This is a genomic window from Kribbella sp. NBC_00382, from assembly GCF_036067295.1.
Classification (GTDB): Bacteria; Actinomycetota; Actinomycetes; order Propionibacteriales; family Kribbellaceae; genus Kribbella.
Genome location: NZ_CP107954.1, coordinates 3927475 through 3944527, shown reverse-complemented (window position 1 = coordinate 3944527; position 17053 = coordinate 3927475). Strand labels below are relative to the sequence as shown.

Annotated in this window: 20 protein-coding genes; 12 read left to right on the top strand and 8 right to left on the bottom strand. The window is 67.1% G+C overall.

Features of this window, described 5'->3' with window-relative positions; translation table 11 throughout:
• Positions 1 to 95 precede the first annotated feature (95 nt).
• Positions 96 to 599, bottom strand: coding sequence for a helix-turn-helix domain-containing protein (locus OHA70_RS19300; protein WP_328334497.1), 504 nt, complete (start codon positions 597 to 599; stop codon positions 96 to 98).
• A gap of 221 nt (positions 600 to 820) precedes the next feature.
• On the opposite strand from OHA70_RS19300, the gene OHA70_RS19295 reads away from it, so the two are divergent.
• From OHA70_RS19295 to OHA70_RS19250, 10 genes are all read left to right on the top strand, one after another.
• Positions 821 to 1891, top strand: coding sequence for a hypothetical protein (locus OHA70_RS19295; RefSeq protein WP_328334495.1), 1071 nt, complete (start codon positions 821 to 823; stop codon positions 1889 to 1891).
• Positions 1892 to 1894: 3 nt separating this feature from the next.
• Positions 1895 to 3706 carry a nickel-dependent hydrogenase large subunit gene (locus tag OHA70_RS19290; protein ID WP_328334493.1) on the top strand — a complete coding sequence of 604 codons (1812 nt, stop codon included), beginning with the start codon at positions 1895 to 1897 and terminating at the stop codon, positions 3704 to 3706.
• 1 nt (position 3707) lies between these two features.
• The gene (locus OHA70_RS19285; RefSeq protein WP_328334491.1) at positions 3708 to 4556 is read left to right on the top strand and encodes a NifU family protein; all 849 of its coding nucleotides are present in this window, start codon (positions 3708 to 3710) and stop codon (positions 4554 to 4556) included.
• Entirely contained in the window at positions 4553 to 5248 is a 696-nt protein-coding gene (locus OHA70_RS19280) for a DUF5947 family protein (RefSeq protein WP_328334489.1), read from the top strand. Before OHA70_RS19285 ends, OHA70_RS19280 begins: the two co-directional genes overlap by 4 nt.
• Positions 5241 to 5873: a DUF6084 family protein gene (locus OHA70_RS19275; RefSeq protein WP_328334487.1), complete on the top strand. Its 633-nt coding sequence runs from the start codon at positions 5241 to 5243 to the stop codon at positions 5871 to 5873. The genes OHA70_RS19280 and OHA70_RS19275 overlap by 8 nt, the downstream gene beginning before the upstream one ends.
• The gene (locus OHA70_RS19270; protein WP_328334485.1) at positions 5870 to 7156 is read left to right on the top strand and encodes a hypothetical protein; all 1287 of its coding nucleotides are present in this window, start codon (positions 5870 to 5872) and stop codon (positions 7154 to 7156) included. Before OHA70_RS19275 ends, OHA70_RS19270 begins: the two co-directional genes overlap by 4 nt.
• Entirely contained in the window at positions 7153 to 7629 is a 477-nt protein-coding gene (locus OHA70_RS19265; RefSeq protein WP_328334483.1) for a hydrogenase maturation protease, read from the top strand. The genes OHA70_RS19270 and OHA70_RS19265 overlap by 4 nt, the downstream gene beginning before the upstream one ends.
• Before the next feature lie 7 nt (positions 7630 to 7636).
• The gene (locus OHA70_RS19260; protein WP_328334481.1) at positions 7637 to 7852 is read left to right on the top strand and encodes a HypC/HybG/HupF family hydrogenase formation chaperone; all 216 of its coding nucleotides are present in this window, start codon (positions 7637 to 7639) and stop codon (positions 7850 to 7852) included.
• A 13-nt stretch (positions 7853 to 7865) separates the two neighbouring features.
• Entirely contained in the window at positions 7866 to 8549 is a 684-nt protein-coding gene (locus OHA70_RS19255; protein WP_328334479.1) for a DUF6390 family protein, read from the top strand.
• 142 nt (positions 8550 to 8691) lie between these two features.
• A complete protein-coding gene (locus OHA70_RS19250; protein WP_328334477.1) occupies positions 8692 to 9471 on the top strand; it encodes an SDR family oxidoreductase in 780 nt (259 codons plus the stop codon).
• Here OHA70_RS19250 and OHA70_RS19245 read toward each other — a convergent pair.
• The 3 genes from OHA70_RS19245 to OHA70_RS19235 all read right to left on the bottom strand — a co-directional run bounded on the left by OHA70_RS19245 (position 9468) and on the right by OHA70_RS19235 (position 11548).
• A complete protein-coding gene (locus tag OHA70_RS19245; RefSeq protein WP_328334475.1) occupies positions 9468 to 9839 on the bottom strand; it encodes a helix-turn-helix domain-containing protein in 372 nt (123 codons plus the stop codon). The two genes, OHA70_RS19250 and OHA70_RS19245, sit on opposite strands and share 4 nt — an antisense overlap.
• 72 nt (positions 9840 to 9911) lie before the next feature.
• Positions 9912 to 10172, bottom strand: a complete 261-nt coding sequence (locus OHA70_RS19240; RefSeq protein WP_328334473.1) for a muconolactone Delta-isomerase family protein — start codon at positions 10170 to 10172, stop codon at positions 9912 to 9914.
• The gene (locus OHA70_RS19235) at positions 10169 to 11548 is read right to left on the bottom strand and encodes an NAD(P)H-quinone dehydrogenase (RefSeq protein ID WP_328334471.1); all 1380 of its coding nucleotides are present in this window, start codon (positions 11546 to 11548) and stop codon (positions 10169 to 10171) included. Before OHA70_RS19235 ends, OHA70_RS19240 begins: the two co-directional genes overlap by 4 nt.
• Before the next feature lie 31 nt (positions 11549 to 11579).
• Here OHA70_RS19235 and OHA70_RS19230 point away from each other — a divergent pair, with 31 nt between their 5' ends.
• Entirely contained in the window at positions 11580 to 12041 is a 462-nt protein-coding gene (locus OHA70_RS19230) for a gamma-glutamylcyclotransferase (protein WP_328334469.1), read from the top strand.
• Between the two features lie 43 nt (positions 12042 to 12084).
• Positions 12085 to 13743 (top strand): phospho-sugar mutase, encoded by a 1659-nt coding sequence (locus OHA70_RS19225; RefSeq protein ID WP_328334467.1) that lies wholly within the window; start codon positions 12085 to 12087, stop codon positions 13741 to 13743.
• A 79-nt stretch (positions 13744 to 13822) separates the two neighbouring features.
• Here the strand turns inward: OHA70_RS19225 and OHA70_RS19220 are convergent, their stop codons facing one another.
• From OHA70_RS19220 to OHA70_RS19205, 4 genes are all read right to left on the bottom strand, one after another.
• Positions 13823 to 14269 carry a hypothetical protein gene (locus OHA70_RS19220; RefSeq protein ID WP_328334465.1) on the bottom strand — a complete coding sequence of 149 codons (447 nt, stop codon included), beginning with the start codon at positions 14267 to 14269 and terminating at the stop codon, positions 13823 to 13825.
• Positions 14270 to 14471: 202 nt separating this feature from the next.
• Positions 14472 to 15404: a neutral zinc metallopeptidase gene (locus tag OHA70_RS19215; RefSeq protein ID WP_328334463.1), complete on the bottom strand. Its 933-nt coding sequence runs from the start codon at positions 15402 to 15404 to the stop codon at positions 14472 to 14474.
• 113 nt (positions 15405 to 15517) lie between these two features.
• Entirely contained in the window at positions 15518 to 16402 is an 885-nt protein-coding gene (locus tag OHA70_RS19210) for an alpha/beta hydrolase (protein WP_328334461.1), read from the bottom strand.
• 29 nt (positions 16403 to 16431) lie between these two features.
• Positions 16432 to 16998, bottom strand: coding sequence for a PH domain-containing protein (locus tag OHA70_RS19205; RefSeq protein WP_328334459.1), 567 nt, complete (start codon positions 16996 to 16998; stop codon positions 16432 to 16434).
• Positions 16999 to 17053: the final 55 nt, after the last annotated feature.

The following is a 17053-nucleotide window of genomic DNA, read 5'->3' as shown; positions in this document are numbered from 1 at the left end:
ATGGCGAATTCGGTCATGAACGGACTCTTCGCACAGTAGCCCTGGACGCGGCACTCCACCAGAGTCCGGAAATACCGGACCGGGAATTCACGAATTCATTCACCGGGCGGTGTACCGAAGATGGCGTGCACCCGGCGGAGGTCGCGCAACCGCGGCTCGGTGACGCCGCTCAGCCACCGGCTGACGGTCCGCACCGAGACCCCGATCCGCTGCGCGGCGGCCTGCTGCGACAACCCCTGGCGACGTAGTACTGCCGTCAACCAATCGGCGAACGGCTCCTCGCCGACGCTGGGCGAGGTACTGAGTCGCCGACTCGCCGCGCCGTGCAGCACCTCGACCTCCACACCGTCGGGGAAGAGCCGCACTGTCACGTCGAATACGCCCTCAGCAGGGCCTGCGGCGGCGAGCAGCGCAGCAGTGATCGCCTGGTAGAGCGCCTGGCTCTCCGCCGGCTCCAGCTCGACCGGCTCGAGCGCCTCCCGGACGAACAGCTCGGCGTCCGGAAGCGAGCCCGGCCGCGCCGGGAAGGTATGGGTGACGACGACCACCGGCGAGACGAACAAGCCGGAGTCATCGTCCGGCAGGGGAACGTCGGACATCTCGGCACGAGCTCTCAAAGAACAAGGGAAGGACGGAAGGCGGAGGGGTGGCGAACGCGTTGATCCTCAACCATACCGCCGTACAGGCGGTCCGATAATCCTGGAATCCCGGATTTCCGGAAATCCCCATTAATACCCGACACAAGTGTCTGTTCGGGTGCGGATTGCGGACGTACCGTCCGAAGGAGAACCCAGCCTTCCGAAAGGAGGCGGCGCGGACCATGTCGATGACCCTGGAACCCGAGCAGGCGGAGGAGACGGCCGACGAGGGTGTCGTCCACATCCTCTGGATGAACGGCGGACTGAGCTGTGACGGCGACTCCGTCGCGCTGACCGCGGCGACCCAGCCGAGTATCGAGGAGATCGTCCTGGGCGCGTTGCCGGGGCTCCCGAAGATCGCGGTGCACTGGCCGTTGATCGATTTCGAGTGCGGCCCGGAGACCGGCGCCGACAACTTCATCGAGTGGTGGCACAAGGCCGACCGCGGTGAACTGGAACCCTTCGTCCTGGTGGTCGAGGGTTCGATCCCGAACGAGGCGATCAAGTCCGAGGGCTACTGGGCCGGCTTCGGCAACAACCCGGCGACCGGCCAGCCGATGAAGACGTCCGAGTGGCTCGACCGGCTGGCGCCCAAGGCAACCGCTGTCGTTGCCGTCGGCACATGTGCGGCGTACGGCGGAATCCACGCCATGGCAGGGAATCCGACCGGCGCGATGGGCGTACCGGACTATCTCGGCTGGAGCTGGAAGTCCAAGGCCGGGCTGCCGATCGTCTGCGTGCCGGGCTGCCCGATCCATCCGGACAACCTGTCCGAGACGCTCGTCTATCTGCTCTACCAGGTGGCCGGCCAGGCCCCGATGATCCCGCTCGACGCCGAACTGCGACCGCAATGGTTGTTCGGCGCGACAGTGCACGAGGGCTGCGACCGGGCCGGGTACTACGAGCAGGGCGACTTCGCCAAGGAGTACGGCTCGCCGAAGTGCCTGGTGAAACTCGGCTGCTGGGGCCCAGTGGTGAACTGCAACGTGCCGAAGCGCGGCTGGATCAACGGTGTCGGCGGCTGCCCGAACGTGGGCGGGATCTGCATCGCCTGCACGATGCCCGGCTTCCCGGACAAGTTCATGCCGTTCATGGACGAACCGACCGGCGCGCGCATCTCGACCGCGGCCAGCACGGTCTACGGGACGGTGATCCGCCGGCTGCGCAAGTTCTCCCAGGGACAGAAGAACAAAGAACCGAAGTGGCGGCACAAAGGCACGTCACTCGACACCGGCTACACGAAGGTCTGGTAGGCCATGACCACCACCGAACCGAAGATCGGCGAGCACCTGGAACCCGATGCGGGCAAGGACTCCGACGTCGTCGAGATGGCCTGGGACCCGATCACCCGGATCGTCGGCAGCCTCGGCATCTACGCCAAGGTCAACTTCAAGAACAAGACCGTCGAGGAGTGTCACTCCACCTCGTCGATCTTCCGTGGCTACAGCATCTTCATGAAGGGCAAGGACCCGCGGGACGCGCACTTCATCACCAGCCGGATCTGCGGCATCTGCGGTGACAACCACGCGACCTGTTCGGTGTATGCGCAGAACATGGCCTACGGCGTGGCGCCGCCGCATCTGGGCGAGTGGATCGTCAACCTCGGCGAAGCCGCGGAGTACATGTTCGACCACAACATCTTCCAGGAGAACCTGGTCGGGGTGGACTACTGCGAGCGGATGGTCAAGGAGACCAACCCGGGCGTGCTGGAGCTGGCGAACCGGACCGAGGCGCCACACGCCGGCGACCACGGGTACAAGACCATCGGCGACATCATGCGCTCGCTGAACCCGCTCGAGGGCGACTTCTACCGCGAGGCGCTGCACGTCAGCCGCTACACCCGCGAGATGTTCTGCCTGATGGAGGGCCGGCACGTCCACCCGTCGACGCTGTACCCCGGTGGCGTCGGCACGGTCGCGACGATCCAGCTCTTCACCGACTACCTGACCCGGCTGATGCGCTACATCGAGTTCATGAAGAAGGTCGTGCCGTTGCACGACGACCTGTTCGACTTCTTCTACGAGGCGCTGCCCGGGTACGAGCACGTCGGCGAGCGGCGGATCCTGCTCGGTTGCTGGGGCAGTCTGCAGGACCCGGCGATCTGCGACTTCAACTACAAGACGATGGATGCCTGGGGCAAGCGGATGTTCGTCACCCCCGGCGTGATCGTGGACGGCAAGCTGGTCACCAACAACCTGGTCGACATCAACCTCGGCCTGCGGATCCTGCTCGGCAGCTCCTTCTACGACGACTGGGCCGACGGCAGCCACGAGAAGTTCGTCGACAAGGACCCGCTGGGCAACCCGATCGACGTCCGGCACCCGTGGAACCAGCACACCATCCCGAAGCCGCAGAAGCGTGACTTCGCCAACGCGTACAGCTGGACGATGTCACCGCGCTGGTTCGACGGCAAGGACCACCTCGCGCTCGACACCGGCGGCGGCCCGATCGCCCGGCTCTGGTCGACCGCGCTGTCCGGCCTGGTCAACACCGACTACGTCCAGGCGACCGGCCACAGTGTGAAGATCCAGCTCCCACGGACGGCGCTGAAGCCGGCCACGGAGTACGAGTGGAAGATCCCGCAGTGGAGCAACGCGCTCGAGCGCAACCGTGCGCGAACCTACTTCCAGGCGTACGCCGCGGCGCTGGCGCTGCACTTCTGCGAGAAGGCGATGGCCGAGGTCAGGGCCGGCCGGACCGAGACGTGGACGCCGTTCAAGGTCCCGGACAACGCGATCTCGTGCGGTTTCACCGAAGCCGTCCGGGGCGTGCTCTCGCACCACATGGTGATCCGCGACGGCAAGATCGCGAACTACCATCCGTACCCGCCGACCCCGTGGAACGGCAGCGTCCGCGACTCCTACGGGACCCCCGGGCCGTACGAGGACGCGGTCCAGAACACGCCGATCTTCGAGGAGAACCCGCCGGACCGGTTCAAGGGCATCGACATCATGCGCGCGGTCCGCAGCTTCGACCCGTGCCTGCCCTGCGGGGTCCACATGTTCGTCGGCAACGGGAAAGAGAAGACGCACCTGCACTCCCCCACCCTCGCGGTGAAGCCGTACTGACATGGACCGCAGAGACGTCGCGGCCCTGAGTGAGCGGATCGACGTGCTGCTGGATGAAGTCCAGCGGCGGGCCGAGCCGGAAGTGACCGACAAGGTCGAAGAGCTGGTCCGCGCCGTGCTGTCTCTGCACGGCGCGGGCTTGGAACAGTTACTCGCCCATCTCGACGAACAGCAGGTCAGAGGCGTCCTTGAGGACGACCTGGTGGCCGGGATGCTGCTCCTGCACGACCTGCACCCAGACGACGTGGCGACCCGGATCCAGGCGGCGCTGGACAGCGTCCGCCCGTACCTCGGCTCGCACGCCGGCGGGATCGACTACCTCGGCATCGACGACGACGGCATCGTCCACCTCCGCCTCCAGGGCAGCTGCGAAGGCTGTCCCGGGTCGACGGCGACAGTGCGTCTGACGGTGGAGAACGCCGTCCTCGACGCCGCCCCCGAGGCAGTCGCGGTCGATGTGGAAGGCATGGTCGCCGCCAAGAAGCAGAACCTGCTCACGATCGAGCCCTTCCGCCCCAAGGAGACCAGCGAGGGCTGGCACAAGCTCGATCTCCTCACTGCTCCCGGACAGATGCAGAAGCTGGTCGTTGCCGATCTGGAGATGCTGGTGGCGAACCTGTCGGGCACTTTCTTTGCTTATCGCAACAATTGCCCGACCTGCTCATCAGCGCTGCAGCACGGCGAACTGACGGGCGACCAGCTCACCTGCCCACGCTGCACCGCCGTGTACGACGTACGCCTGGCCGGCCGTGCGCTCGCACCCGTCGGCGCTCCACCGCTGGAGGCCCTGCCGCTGCTGCCCGACGACACCGGCTGGAAGGTAGCGGTCCCCGGAAGGCAACCCGCGTGAGGTCCTCGACTCTCCGGGCACTGGCCCGCGACAAGCCGCTCCCAGGTCGAGGTACCGCGCCGGGCGGCGATGCTGTGGTCGACCCGGTGGCGATCCTGCGCGGCTTCACGGGCGGAGTGCGCCAGCAGTTGGCGCCGGGTGAGCAGTGCGAGATGTGCACGGTGCCGATCGGGCCTCAGCACGCCCACATCGCCGACGTACCGGATCATCGGCTGTTGTGCACTTGCCGGCCTTGCTATCTGTTGTTCAGCACCGAGGCCGCGTCACGTGGGCACTATCGCGCGGTACCGGAGAACTATCGGTTCAACCGGGACTTCTCGATGTCGTCCGCGCAGTGGGAGTCGCTCGGGATTCCGGTCAATCTGGCGTTCCTCTTCCATCAGACCGATCAGGACAAGAACGTCGCGTTCTACCCGAGCCCGGGTGGCCCCACCGAGTCGCTGCTCGACCTGGCCAGCTGGGACGAGGTCGTTGCCGCGGATCCGCTGCTGGGCAAGCTGCTTCCGGACGTCGAGGCGGTCCTGCTCCGGCGTCTCGACGACCGCTTCGAGTGCTATCTGGTGCCGATCGACTCGTGTTACGAACTCGTCGGCATCGTCCGGCAGTACTGGGAAGGTTTTGCCGGCGGCGAGGAAGTCTGGGGACGGATCGACGCGTTCTTCGCCGAGATCCTGGAGCGCTGCCGTGGTTGACCTGGAGTTCGTCTGCACGGGCGCCGACGCCGACCGGTACGCCGCCACGCCGACCGTCCTGCTGCATCTCCACGTCACCGAGACCACCGGTGCGCCGGTGCACGCGCTGGCCCTGCGTTGCCAGATCCGGATCGAGCCGATCCGGCGGCGGTACTCCGACGAGGAGGGCGACGCGCTGGCCGATCTCTTCGGCGACCGGGCGCGCTGGGGTGAGACGTTGAAGCCGTTGCAACTGGCCTTCGTCTCGCAAATGGTTCCCGGGTTCAGCGGATCGACCGACGTGGACCTGGCGCTGCCCTGTAGCTACGACTTCGATGTTGCCGCGCACAAGTATCTCTATGCGGTTCGCGAAGGCGGGGTGCCGTTGTTGCTGTTGTTCAGCGGGACGATCTTCACCGGGCGGGCCGGAACGTTATCGGTGACCCCGGTGGCCTGGCAGAAGGAGACGTCGTTCTCGATGCCGGTGCCGGTCTGGCGGGATGCGATGGATCAGCATTTCCCTGGTGCGGCGTGGCTGAAGTTGCGGCGGGAGACGTTCGACAAGCTGTATGACTATCGGGCGCGGGAGGCTTTACCTGGTTGGGATGACGCGATTGAGCGGCTCTTGAAGGAGAAGCTCGAATGACGTCCTCCTTCGAGAGCGTTCAGGCGGTCGCGGACGCGTTGCTGTTCGAGGGGTACGTGCTCTATCCGTATCGGGCCTCGAACAGCAAGAACCAGGTGCGGTGGCAGTTCGGGGTGCTGATGCCATCGGGGTACTCCGATCCGTCGGAGCGCTCGTGGTCGCAGACGGAGTGCCTGCTGGACGGCGGGACCGCGGAGTTGACCGTGCGGATCCGCTTCCTGCAGGCGCAGCGGCGTACGGTGCTGGATGCCGATGGAGTCGAGGTCGAGTCGCTGCAGACCGCCGACGCTTCGTATGTGCCGTGGGATGAAGCGATCGAGCAGTATGTCGATGTCAGCTTCACTCTCGCCGAGCTGCCTTGCCAGCGGGCCTTTGTGGTTGCTGGAGGCATCGAGTCGGAATCTATCGAAGGTGGGGCACTGCGACGGACCAGGCAGGAGTTGTCGGGGCTGTTGAGCGTCAGCGCGGAGACGCTGCCGGGGCCTTACGGGGTGGTGCGATTGCGCCTGCATTTGCAGAACACCAGTGACTGTTCGACGGCGGAGCGGTCGGTTGCGTTGCGGCAGGCATTGATTGCGCATCACTTGCTGGTCAAGGCCGATGGGGCTCGGTTCATCTCTCTGCTCGAGCCGCCGGAGTGGGCTACCGGGTATGTCGCGGCGTGTGACAACGTCGGGATCTTTCCGGTGCTCGCGGGTGAATTGTTGTTGTGTTCGCCGATCATTCTCTATGACCACCCGGAGATCGCAGCGGAGTCGCAGGGCGATCTGTTCGACGCTACTGAGATCGACGAGATTCTGAGTCTGCGGACGATGACGCTGACGGAGGCGGAGAAGCGGGAAGTGCGCGGGACGGATCCGCGGGCTGCGGCGATGCTCGAGCGGGTCGACTCGATGCCGCAGGAGATTCTGGATCGGTTGCACGGCACTGTGCGGTACTTGCGGAAGGTGACGGCGCCTGAGCCGGCCTCATCGGATGTGCCCTGGTGGGATCCGGGGAACGACGCGAGTGTGGATCCGGAGCATGACACCGTGATGGTGCACGGGGTTGCCGTGGGCAACGGAGTACGGGTTCGGTTGCGGCCCGGAGTACGGCGGGCCGATGCGCAGGACATGTTCCTCGCCGATCGCCTTGGCACGGTGGTCGCGGTGTTGTCCGATGTCGACGGCGAGACGCATGTGGCCGTCGCGCTGGATGGTGAGGAAGGCGAGGTGCAGCGGTCGCACGGGCGGTACCTCTACTTCAGCCCCGACGAGATCGAGCCGTTGGTGGGTGCCGAATGATCCTGGTGGCCGGGCTGGGCAACATGTTCTGCAGCGACGACGCCTTCGGGGTGTCGGTGATCGAGGAGTTGGCCAAGCGGGAGTGGCCTGATCACGTCGAGGTGCAGGACTTCGGGATTCGCGGGATCCACCTGGCGTACCAGCTGCTTGAGCCGTACGAGCTCGTAGTACTGGTGGATGTCGTGCAGCGGGGTGGGGCGCCGGGGAGCGTCTACGTCGTGGAGGCCGAGCCGGATCCGGAGCCCGGGCCGGAGGTCAGCATGGATGCGCATGATCTCGGGCCTGACGCTGTGCTCTCGCTTGTGCCACGACTTGGTGGGACCTTGGGGAAGGTGGTCGTGGTCGGTTGCGAGCCGGCTGACCTCGGCACCGGCATCGGGCTCACGCCGGCGGTACAGGGTGCGGTGGAGACCGCGGCCCGGCTGGTGACCGACTTGGTGCTCGAACAGAGAGTCAGCGAAGGGACAGCGTAAAGCGGCTATGTGTCTCGGCATTCCGGGCAGGATCGTCCGGACCACGCCCGGCCTCGACCTCGGACAGGTGGAGGTCGCCGGAGTCGTGCGCGAGATCAACCTGGCGCTGCTGGACGGTCCGTTCGTACCGGGTGAGTACATCTTGATCCACAGCGGCTTCGCGCTCGAACGGATGTCCCCCGAGCGGGCGGCCGACGCGCTCGCCTTCTTCGGCGGCGAGTGATGGCGGGCGACTGATGGTCTCCGGGCCGATCCTGTTCGTCCGGTACGCGCTGGCGCCCAACCTGCTCGGGTACTGCGGACCTGCGGACTGCAACAGCTTGCTCGCGTACGGATCCAGCGGCGAGGTGGACGACGGGCTGAGGGAGCGCGCCCGCCAGTTCGAGGGCGCCTGGCCGTACCTGGAGATGATCGCCTCGACCGCTGGCCTGCGAGACCCCCTCGATCACCGGATCGTCGAGGCGTACTGGCTCGGCAACACCCTCCTGGACGATGTCGGCCCGCGCCTGAAGGCCCATGGGATGCCGCACCACAGCTATCAGGTCTTTTACTGCTACCCCTGGGCCGACCTGCTACCCGACGAGCGCGCCAGCGCACAGGCCCTGCATGTGCTCGACCAGTGCCGCATCCGCTGGGGCCGAGTGATCGCTGACGTCGGCACCCACGTCGTGGTCGAGTCCCGCCCTCTGGTTTGGGATGGCCATGCACTGTCCCTCGGCAACCTCCGCAAGGAGACAGTCATCCGCGGCACCGACGGGGTCGACCTCCTCGGCCCGCTCTCCCCCGGCGACTGGGTCTCCCTCCACTGGCAGTGGATCTGCGACCGCATAGACCTCCGCCGAGTCACGGACCTCCGCCGCTACTCGGCGTACCACCTAGCCCTCACCAACAAGCGGCTTGTCCCGAGCGACAGGACATAGTCGAGCGGACCAGCGGACGCCACGCTCAGAGAGGCGGCGGCCGACGGCAGATCAGGCACTATGTCCTGTCGCTCGGGACAGAACCACCCGCACTAGGGTGAGGTGCCCGGGCGAGCCGGGCGCTCAGGACTGGAGTCTCGCGATGGATCTGCAGTTGGCCGGCAAGACCGCACTGGTGACTGGGGCGAGTAAGGGCATCGGGCTGGCGATTACCAAGGAGTTGCTGGCCGAAGGGGTGAAGGTCGTCGCGGGCGCTCGGACGGTCGGCGGTGAACTGGCGGCGCTCGGCGTCGAGACCGTTGCTGTCGATCTCGGTACGCCGGAAGGGCCGGCTGCCTTTGTGGCGGAGGCGTTGGCGCGGACGGGCGGGTTCGACATCCTCGTCAACAACGTCGGGGCGGTGAGTCCGCGGCCGGGTGGGTTCGCCTCGGTCACCGACGAGGAGTGGCTGGCCACTTGGACGCTCGACTTCCTGTCCTCCGTACGGACTACGCGGGCTGCGTTGCCGCAGTTGGTCGAGCGGACCGGGGCCATCGTGACCGTGTGCTCGGTCAATGCGAGCTATCCCGATCCGCTGGTGATCGACTACAGCGCTGCGAAGGCTGCGCAGGCCAACTTCTTCAAGGCGTTGTCGAAGGAGGTCGGACCGCAGGGCGTACGCGTCAACACCGTCAGCCCGGGACCGGTCGCCACGGACCTGTGGCTGGGCAAGGGTGGAGTCGCGGAGACGGTTGCCGGATCGGGCGCGGCCGGAGGCGATCCCGCCGCGGTCGCGGCTCAGGCTGCCGCCGGCTCGGTAACCGGCCGCTTCACGACTTCGGAGGAGGTCGCCGCGCTGGTCGTCTTCCTCGCCAGCAGCCGAGCCGGCAACCTCACCGGCGCCGACATCACCATCGACGGTGGTCTGACGCCCACGCTTTAGGTGCGGTGGGCTGCGGCTCGGGTGGGGACGTCGGGGCCGAGGATCCAGTTGCCGGTTACTGGGGTGGCGGTGCTGGGGCGGAGGAGAGGGGTTGGCTGGTCGGGGGACCACTGGGTGGGGTCCTCGGTCAGGCCGAGTAGGTAGGTGACCGTGCAGTCGAGGGCTGCGGCTAGTTCGGGGAGGCGGACTACGTCGACGCCGGCGCCGTGCTCGAAGCTGCTCAGGGTCTTGTTCGTGGTACGGATCCCGCGGCGGGCGAGCCGGGTGACGACCTGCTTTTGGGTGAGGCCGAGCTCGACGCGGCGGGCTCGCAGCCGGTGCGTGAGGATCAAGTGCCGGTCGACGGTCAGATCCTGGCCGATGAACATGATGGGGCCCTCCCCTCCCCGCCACGATCCTCCGGGTCCGGTAGTCCGTCAATCACGGACCGGCGTCGAGTTTCAGGTCATCTCGGCGAGCGCGTGCACGGTGTACCGGGCGAAGTTGAAGACCGGCGCCCGGCCGAGCAGCCGCTCGAACTCCTCGTGCGACTCGACCTCGTAGATCCAGGCGCCGCCGTGCGAGCCGACCACGTGATAGCGCGCCAGCACCTTGCCCTCGCGCTGCAGGCGTTCGCCGTACTCCGGCATGGCGCCGACCGCCCTCGCCATCTCGGGCGAGAGCAGGCTCAGCTCCATCTGCCAGAGCACCAGGAACTTCATGACCTCAAGTGCAACCTACGCGCGGCTTCCGCGATAGAGCCGGAGACCGACGGATAGACGGTGAACGACTGGGCCATCTGGTCGACCGTCAGGCGGGCGCCGACCGCCAGCGAGATCGGGTGGATCAGCTCACTCGCCCGCGGCGCCACGACCACGCCACCGACGATGATCCCGGTGTTCGGCAGGCAGAAGAGTTTGACGAAGCCGTCGCGGTTGCCCTGCATCTTGGCGCGGGCGTTGTCCCGCAGCGGCACCTTGACGACCATCGCAGTACTGCCGCCGGCGTCGAGTACCGCCTGGGTCAGGCCGACGGTGGCGATCTCGGGGGCGGTGAAGACGTTCGACGAGACGGTCGACAGGTCCAGCGGCGCCACGGCGTCGCCCAGCGCGTGGGACATCGCGATCCGGCCCTGCATGGCCGCGACCGAGGCCAGCATCAGTACGCCGGTACAGTCGCCGGCCGCGTACACCCCGCGGGCCGTAGTACGGGAGACCCGGTCGACGGTGACGAACCCGCCGTCGCCCAGCGACACGCCCGACTCGACGAGGCCCATGTCCTCCGTGTTCGGCAGCGATCCGACCGCGAGGAGGGCATGCGAGCCCTCGACCGTGCGGCCGTCGGTCAGCGTGACCAGGACGCCGTCGCCGTGCCGCTTGACCGACTCGGCCCGGGACTTGCCCAGGACGGTCATGCCGCGACGCTTGAAGACGTCCTCCAGGACCTCGGCGGCGTCCTTGTCCTCGCCCGGCAGGACCCGGTCGCGGGAGGAGACCAGCACCACGTCGCTGCCAAGCGCGTCGTACGCGCTCGCGAACTCGGCGCCGGTGACACCTGACCCGACAACGATCAGCCGCTCAGGCAGCTCGTCCAGCTCGTAGACCTGCTCCCAGGTCAGGATCCGCTCACCGTCCGGCTCGGAGCCCTTCAGTACGCGCGGCCTTGCTCCGGTGGCGATCAGCACCACGTCGGCGTCCAGCCGCTCGTCGCCGACGACCACGGTCTCCGGGCCATCGAGGCGGCCGCGGCCGTTGATCACCCGGACCTTGTCGTCGGCCAGCCGCCGGCCGATCCCCTCCGACTGGGCCGCCGCCAGCGCCTTGACCCGTTTGTTGACCACGGAGAGGTCGACACGCACGGAGTTCGCCGGATCGTCGTCACCGTCGTCGAGCCGTACGCCCAGCTGCCCGGCGTCCTCGACCTCCGTCATCACCTCCGCGGTGGCGATCAGCGTCTTGCTCGGGACGCAGTCCGTGAGCACGCACGAACCACCGATCCCGTCGGAGTCGACGACCGTCACCTCCGCCCCTAGTTGGGCGGCCGCACTCGCCGCTTCGTACCCGCCTGGACCGCCACCGATGATCACAACTCGCGCCACGAGAGGCCATTGTTCCGTATCCTGTGACGTCGTGACCCTGTACGCCGCGTTTGCGTCGAATCTGGACCCGAACTTGATGGCCGAGCGGTGCCCGTACTCCCCCCTGCGCGGGACCGGGTGGATCGTCGGCTGGCGCCTGACCTTCGGGGGTGAGGAACTCGGCTGGGAAGGCTCGATGGCGACCGTCGTCGAGGACCCCAGCGACCCGACGAACCAGGTCTTCGTCGCCCTGTACGACGTCAGCCCGAAGGACGTCGAGCGGCTGGACGAGTGGGAGTTCATCGATCAGGGCGTCTACCGCAAGATCCAGGTCCGGGTACAGACCCTGGACGGCGAGCAACTGGCCTGGATGTACGTCCTCAACGCCTACGAGGGCGGCCTCCCCTCCGCCCGATACCTAGGCATCCTCGCCGAAGCAGCCGAAGCAGCTGGCGCCCCAGACGACTACGTAGCAGACCTCCGAGCCCGCCCCTGCCAGTCCTCGGGCCACTGAAGCCAGCTTTACCGAGCGGGGCCGTACTGGGCGGTATCGTGCGGTGGTGACCGTCAATGAGGCCGTTTTGATTCGTACTGCTGCTCAGGCTTGGCTTGCTGAGGATCCTGATCCTGATACGCGTGCCGAGCTCCAGGCGTTGCTGGACTCCGGGGCGGAGGCTGACGCCGAGCTGGCTGACCGGTTTGCCGGCACGCTCGAGTTCGGTACTGCGGGTCTGCGCGGCGCTGTCGGAGCCGGGTCGAACCGGATGAACCGGGTCGTCGTCATCCGCGCGGCAGCCGGGCTGGCGGCGTATCTGAAGGCCAACGGGCTGACCGATGGGCCGGTACTGATCGGATATGACGCTCGGCACAAGTCGGACGTGTTCGCCGAGGACACCGCGGCGGTGATTCGGGGTGCTGGGCTGGATGCGGTATTGCTGGATCGGCCGACGCCGACCCCGGTGGTGGCGTTTGGGATCAGGCATCTGAAAGCGGTTGCCGGGGTCGTGGTGACGGCCTCGCACAATCCGCCGCAGGACAACGGGTACAAGGTGTATCTCGGGGACGGCTCGCAGATCGTCCCGCCGGCCGACAGCGAGATCGCCGCTGCGATTGAGGCTGTCGGGGCAATTGCCTCCGTGCCGCGCGGCGATGACTGGCAGACGGCGGGCGACGACCTGCTGAATGCGTACCTGGACCGGATCGCCACCCTGGTGCCTGCCGACGCTCCTCGTGAGCTGAACGTCGCGTACACGCCGCTGCACGGGGTCGGGCGGTTGCTGGTCGAGGCGGCTGTCTCGCGGGCCGGATTCGCGGCGCCGTCGGTGGTGGCGTCGCAGGCGGATCCGGATCCGGACTTCCCGACGGTGTCGTTCCCCAACCCGGAGGAGCCGGGGGCGATCGACGCGGCACTTGAGTTGGCGCGGTCGGTCGGGGCCGACATCGCCGTGGCCAACGACCCAGATGCTGATCGGTGCGCTGTCGCAGTACCGGATCCCGCCGCCGATGGCGGGTGGCGGATGCTCCGCGGTGACGAGCTCGGCGCCCTCCTCGGCGAATTCCTGCTCTCGTCCCGCCCGTCCGGGGTCGCCGCGTGCTCGATCGTCTCGTCGTCGCTGCTCGGCAAGATCGCCGCCGCCTACGACGTCGACTACGCAGACACCCTCACCGGCTTCAAGTGGATCGGCCGCGTGCCCAATCTGGTCTTCGGCTACGAAGAGGCCCTCGGCTACTGCGTAGACCCTGAGGCCGTCAAGGATAAAGACGGCATCTCGACGCTGATCCGCGTGCTGCAGCTGGCCGCCGGCGCCAAGGCATCCGGTCGCACGCTGCTGGACCTGCTCGACGACCTGGCGAAGAAGTACGGCCTGCACGCCACCGACCAGCTGGCCGTCCGCGTCGAGGACCTCAGCCTGATCACCGCGGCGATGGGGCGACTGCGCGCCACCCCGCCCACCCAACTCGGTGACCACGCGGTGGAACGCGCAGAAGACCTGAACGAAGGCACGGAAACGCTGCCCCCGACCGACGGCCTCCGCTACACCCTCTCGGAAGGCGCCCGGGTAGTAGTCCGCCCCTCCGGCACCGAACCCAAAATCAAGTGCTACCTGGAGGTCGTCATCCCCGTCAGTGGCGATGACGTCGCAGCGGCCCGCGCGCAGGCGACAGTCGAGCTGACCGCCATCAAGCAAGCCCTGGCCGCAGCCGCAGGCATCTGAACAAACAACTGACTGAGGGCTCCCGGTGGTACTGGGAGCCCTCAGTCAGTTGATGGTGTTTGGGTCAGCCGGTGGCGGGTCAGCTGATGGCTGCGGCTTCGGCCTGTTCGGCTCGCAGGGAGCTTTGCAGGGAGGAGTGCAGGATCTTGAGGGTGCTGGTGGACTGCATCAGCGCCTCGCGCTCGTCCGGGTTGCGGTTGGCGAGGGTGGTGATCTCGTGGATGCTCGCCTCGATCCGCGCGATCCGGTCGGCGACGCTGCCCTCGAGGCTGCTGGCCCGGCGGACCGCGTCGGAGGTGACGGTCCAGACGTCTTCCTTGTCGTTGGTACGCCGCGACAGGTCGACCATCTGGCCGAGCGCGGCCAGATCGCTGTCGATCTGCGCGCGCTCCACCGGCGTGGTGATGCCGGCCGTCCCCTGCCGCAGCCGGGTGACGTGACCGGACAGCTCCGACCAGCTGCACTTGCCGCTCTTGATCTTGTCCAGCACCTTCGTGTACTCGGTGTTGAACTCGTCGTAGTTCACGATCCTTGACTCCTGCCGTTCGTGGGTCGACCAAGACTGTAAGGCGTGCGGACCCGAAACACGGTAGCCACACGATCGCAGATCGTGAACGTGTCGGCCAAATTGCAACATAAGACCGGATCGAACAAAACCGCCCGGAACGCAAACTGCGTTCCGGGCGGCTGGGTTACTCGGGGATCACCCCGAGATTGTCCCAATCGGGTCAGGAGACCCGGCTGGAGACCGCATTGAAGGTGTTGCAGTACTTCGCGTAGGTGGCGGAGCTGCTGGCGTTGAAGCCGGCCGTCGACCAGAAATTGTGGTTCGCGAACGAGCCGTGGTCGCGCGGGTAGCCCTTGATGTCGCCGGAGTGCGAGACGACGTACTTCCACTGGGTGTAGAGCGCGCCGCTCATCGGGTAGTAGCGCTTGTTGGCGCCGATCATCGCCGAGCCGAGGCAGGAGGCCTGCAGCTCACGGCGGCGGTTCTCCTCCAGCTTGGCGGCGCTGCCGGACAGCGCGTACTGACGGTTCCAGGACGCGCTCAGGATGCCGGTCATGTACTGCACGTGGTGGCCGTACTCGTGCGCGATCGTGTTGGTCGCGTAGGCGCGGGCGTAGACCGGGTTCTGCTTGTAGAAGTTCACCACGTAGGCGCCCGGGATGTAGATCTCGGCCTTGGCGCCGTGACCGCAGTAGTACGACGTCGGCTGGCTGATGACGCCGCAGTACGTCTTGGCCCGCGACGTGTACATCACCAGGGTCGGCTTGATGTGGTAGTTCGCGCCGGAGGCCTTCAGCGTCGGCGCCCACGCGGCCCACATGCAGTTGACCATCGTCTGGTCGTAGGCCTTGACCGCGTTGGCGGTGCTGAGCGGCCCGCGGACCTCCTTGCACTTCGACGCGGCGATCGCGCCGGTCTTGTACAGCTTGTTGTTCTTAACGATCGCCGTGTCGGTGGCGTACGACTTGGTGCTGGGCTGCGCGCTCTGCACCTTCGCCTGGGACTCGGCGGCGACGCCGGTCTCCGAGGCGACCGGCTGCGGCACTCCACCCGCGGCCTGGGCGGCCTGGGTCGGTACTGCGAGGGCTGCGAACCCGGCGACGGCGGCGACGCCGGCCAGAGTCCGCAGTTTCTTGCTGGAGAGGTTGAACATGGGCTCCACTCTCGGTGATTCGGGGGACCTTGCGGTGACCATCCTGGCGACCCGGGGGTTCACCCAGGCGATGGACACGGGACTCGGACGCTACCGATCACGGTGAAGTTCCGCTAATCCCGGATTTTCTCACCGAGGAAGGCGAGTTGGGGCCCGAGCATGCGCCGCCAGTAACCGACCGTGTGCGCTCCGGCCTGCAACCCGCCGTCTGCCGTGACCTCTGTCCGCAGGTCCCGGACCGCGTCCGCGAAGGGGTCGTCCCGCCCACAATCGATGCGCAGGGCAACATCTTTGAGATCGGCCGCCCGCCCGAACACCTGGTTTCGCTGAAAGTCGTCGGACCCGTCATAGGCACCGCCCGCGGCCTGCGAAGCCTTGTGCCAAAGGGCCGGACTCAACGCCCCGACCGCCGCGACCTGCTTCGCCCCTTCATCGGCCGCGAGCAGCAGTGCGCCATAGCCACCCATTGACCACCCCAGTACGCCGATCCGCTCGGTGCGCAGTCCGAGCTTCTTCAGCACAGGAAGGAACTCCGCCGTCAACATCCGCGACGGGTCGTCACCGGACGCGCGGCGATGCCAGTAGTTGTCGGCTCCCCCGTCGACGGCAGCGAGCGCGAAGGGCGCCGTACCAGCTTGTACTGCGGCTGTGAGGTAGCGGTCAGCGTTGAGGTCGTTGATGGCCGACGTGTGGTCTCCACCACGTCCATGCAGCATCAATACCACCGGCAGCGCATCGTCGGCCTGCGACCCGTGCGGGTACATCACCGTCCAGCCGACCTTCGTACCGCGAGCAGCCGACGCGAAGCTGCCGGACTCCACCGCACCGGGCGGGACGTCAGGAGCCACACCGTCTTCGCCAGTAAGACCCAGTACGTCGTTCAGCCGCCCGCGACCCGGTACTACGCCCGCCTCCACCAGGCCGACGCCACTGACGCCAGCGACTACCGCAGCTGCTCCAGCCACCAGCAAGCTCCGGCGGGACAGCGAACTCGTCATCTCCGCATCATGACCGCGTCAGGGGTGCATCAGCGCAGGAGCTGGGCAACCAGTGCGACGACGGCGAGCACTGCCGCGATGGTCAGCTCGGGGCGGGCCCAGGAGGTGACGATCTCCGCATCGGCGGAGCCCGTTCCGCCGTACAGGTTCACGTGGTAGTCGATCCGGTCGACGACGAACTCCGCGCGGGACATCGAGTTCTCCGCCTTCAGCTTGCGGCCGCCGGCCCGTTGCTTGCGGATGTCCCGCATCACCAGCTGGACGCCCGGGCAGCGCAGCCGCCGGTCGTCGGTGTGGATGCGCAGGATGTCGGTCACATCGACGTCGGTGATCTTGTTCCACGGCACCACGTGGTCGCGCAGGTGGTTACGGATCAGCAGGTCGCCGGGGCGGAGCGTGACGGACGGGCGGAACAGACCGACGTACGCTGCCAGGACCACCAGGCCGATCACGCAGCCGGCCACCAGGCCGCCAAGCGTGCGCCACTCCGCCAGGATGTCGATCACGCCGAGCGCGCCGATCACCATCACCACGACCGCGGTGATCCGGTTCGACTGCGACAGGTACTGCTCGTTCTCCAGGGACTTCGAATTCACCCCGTCAAGGTAGCCGCCGAATGTCCACAGGCCCACATTCGGCCGGGAACGGGCG

Excerpts from the sequence above, each read along its gene's own strand:
- OHA70_RS19300 (WP_328334497.1), bottom strand. The coding sequence starts at position 599 with ATGTCCGACGTTCCCCTGCCGGACGATGACTCCGGCTTGTTCGTCTCG.
- OHA70_RS19295 (WP_328334495.1), top strand. The coding sequence starts at position 821 with ATGTCGATGACCCTGGAACCCGAGCAGGCGGAGGAGACGGCCGACGAG.
- OHA70_RS19290 (WP_328334493.1), top strand. The coding sequence starts at position 1,895 with ATGACCACCACCGAACCGAAGATCGGCGAGCACCTGGAACCCGATGCG.
- OHA70_RS19285 (WP_328334491.1), top strand. The coding sequence starts at position 3,708 with ATGGACCGCAGAGACGTCGCGGCCCTGAGTGAGCGGATCGACGTGCTG.
- OHA70_RS19270 (WP_328334485.1), top strand. The coding sequence starts at position 5,870 with ATGACGTCCTCCTTCGAGAGCGTTCAGGCGGTCGCGGACGCGTTGCTG.
- OHA70_RS19265 (WP_328334483.1), top strand. The coding sequence starts at position 7,153 with ATGATCCTGGTGGCCGGGCTGGGCAACATGTTCTGCAGCGACGACGCC.
- OHA70_RS19260 (WP_328334481.1), top strand. The coding sequence starts at position 7,637 with ATGTGTCTCGGCATTCCGGGCAGGATCGTCCGGACCACGCCCGGCCTC.
- OHA70_RS19255 (WP_328334479.1), top strand. The coding sequence starts at position 7,866 with ATGGTCTCCGGGCCGATCCTGTTCGTCCGGTACGCGCTGGCGCCCAAC.
- OHA70_RS19250 (WP_328334477.1), top strand. The coding sequence starts at position 8,692 with ATGGATCTGCAGTTGGCCGGCAAGACCGCACTGGTGACTGGGGCGAGT.
- OHA70_RS19245 (WP_328334475.1), bottom strand. The coding sequence starts at position 9,839 with ATGTTCATCGGCCAGGATCTGACCGTCGACCGGCACTTGATCCTCACG.
- OHA70_RS19240 (WP_328334473.1), bottom strand. The coding sequence starts at position 10,172 with ATGAAGTTCCTGGTGCTCTGGCAGATGGAGCTGAGCCTGCTCTCGCCC.
- OHA70_RS19215 (WP_328334463.1), bottom strand. The coding sequence starts at position 15,404 with ATGTTCAACCTCTCCAGCAAGAAACTGCGGACTCTGGCCGGCGTCGCC.
- OHA70_RS19210 (WP_328334461.1), bottom strand. The coding sequence starts at position 16,402 with ATGACGAGTTCGCTGTCCCGCCGGAGCTTGCTGGTGGCTGGAGCAGCT.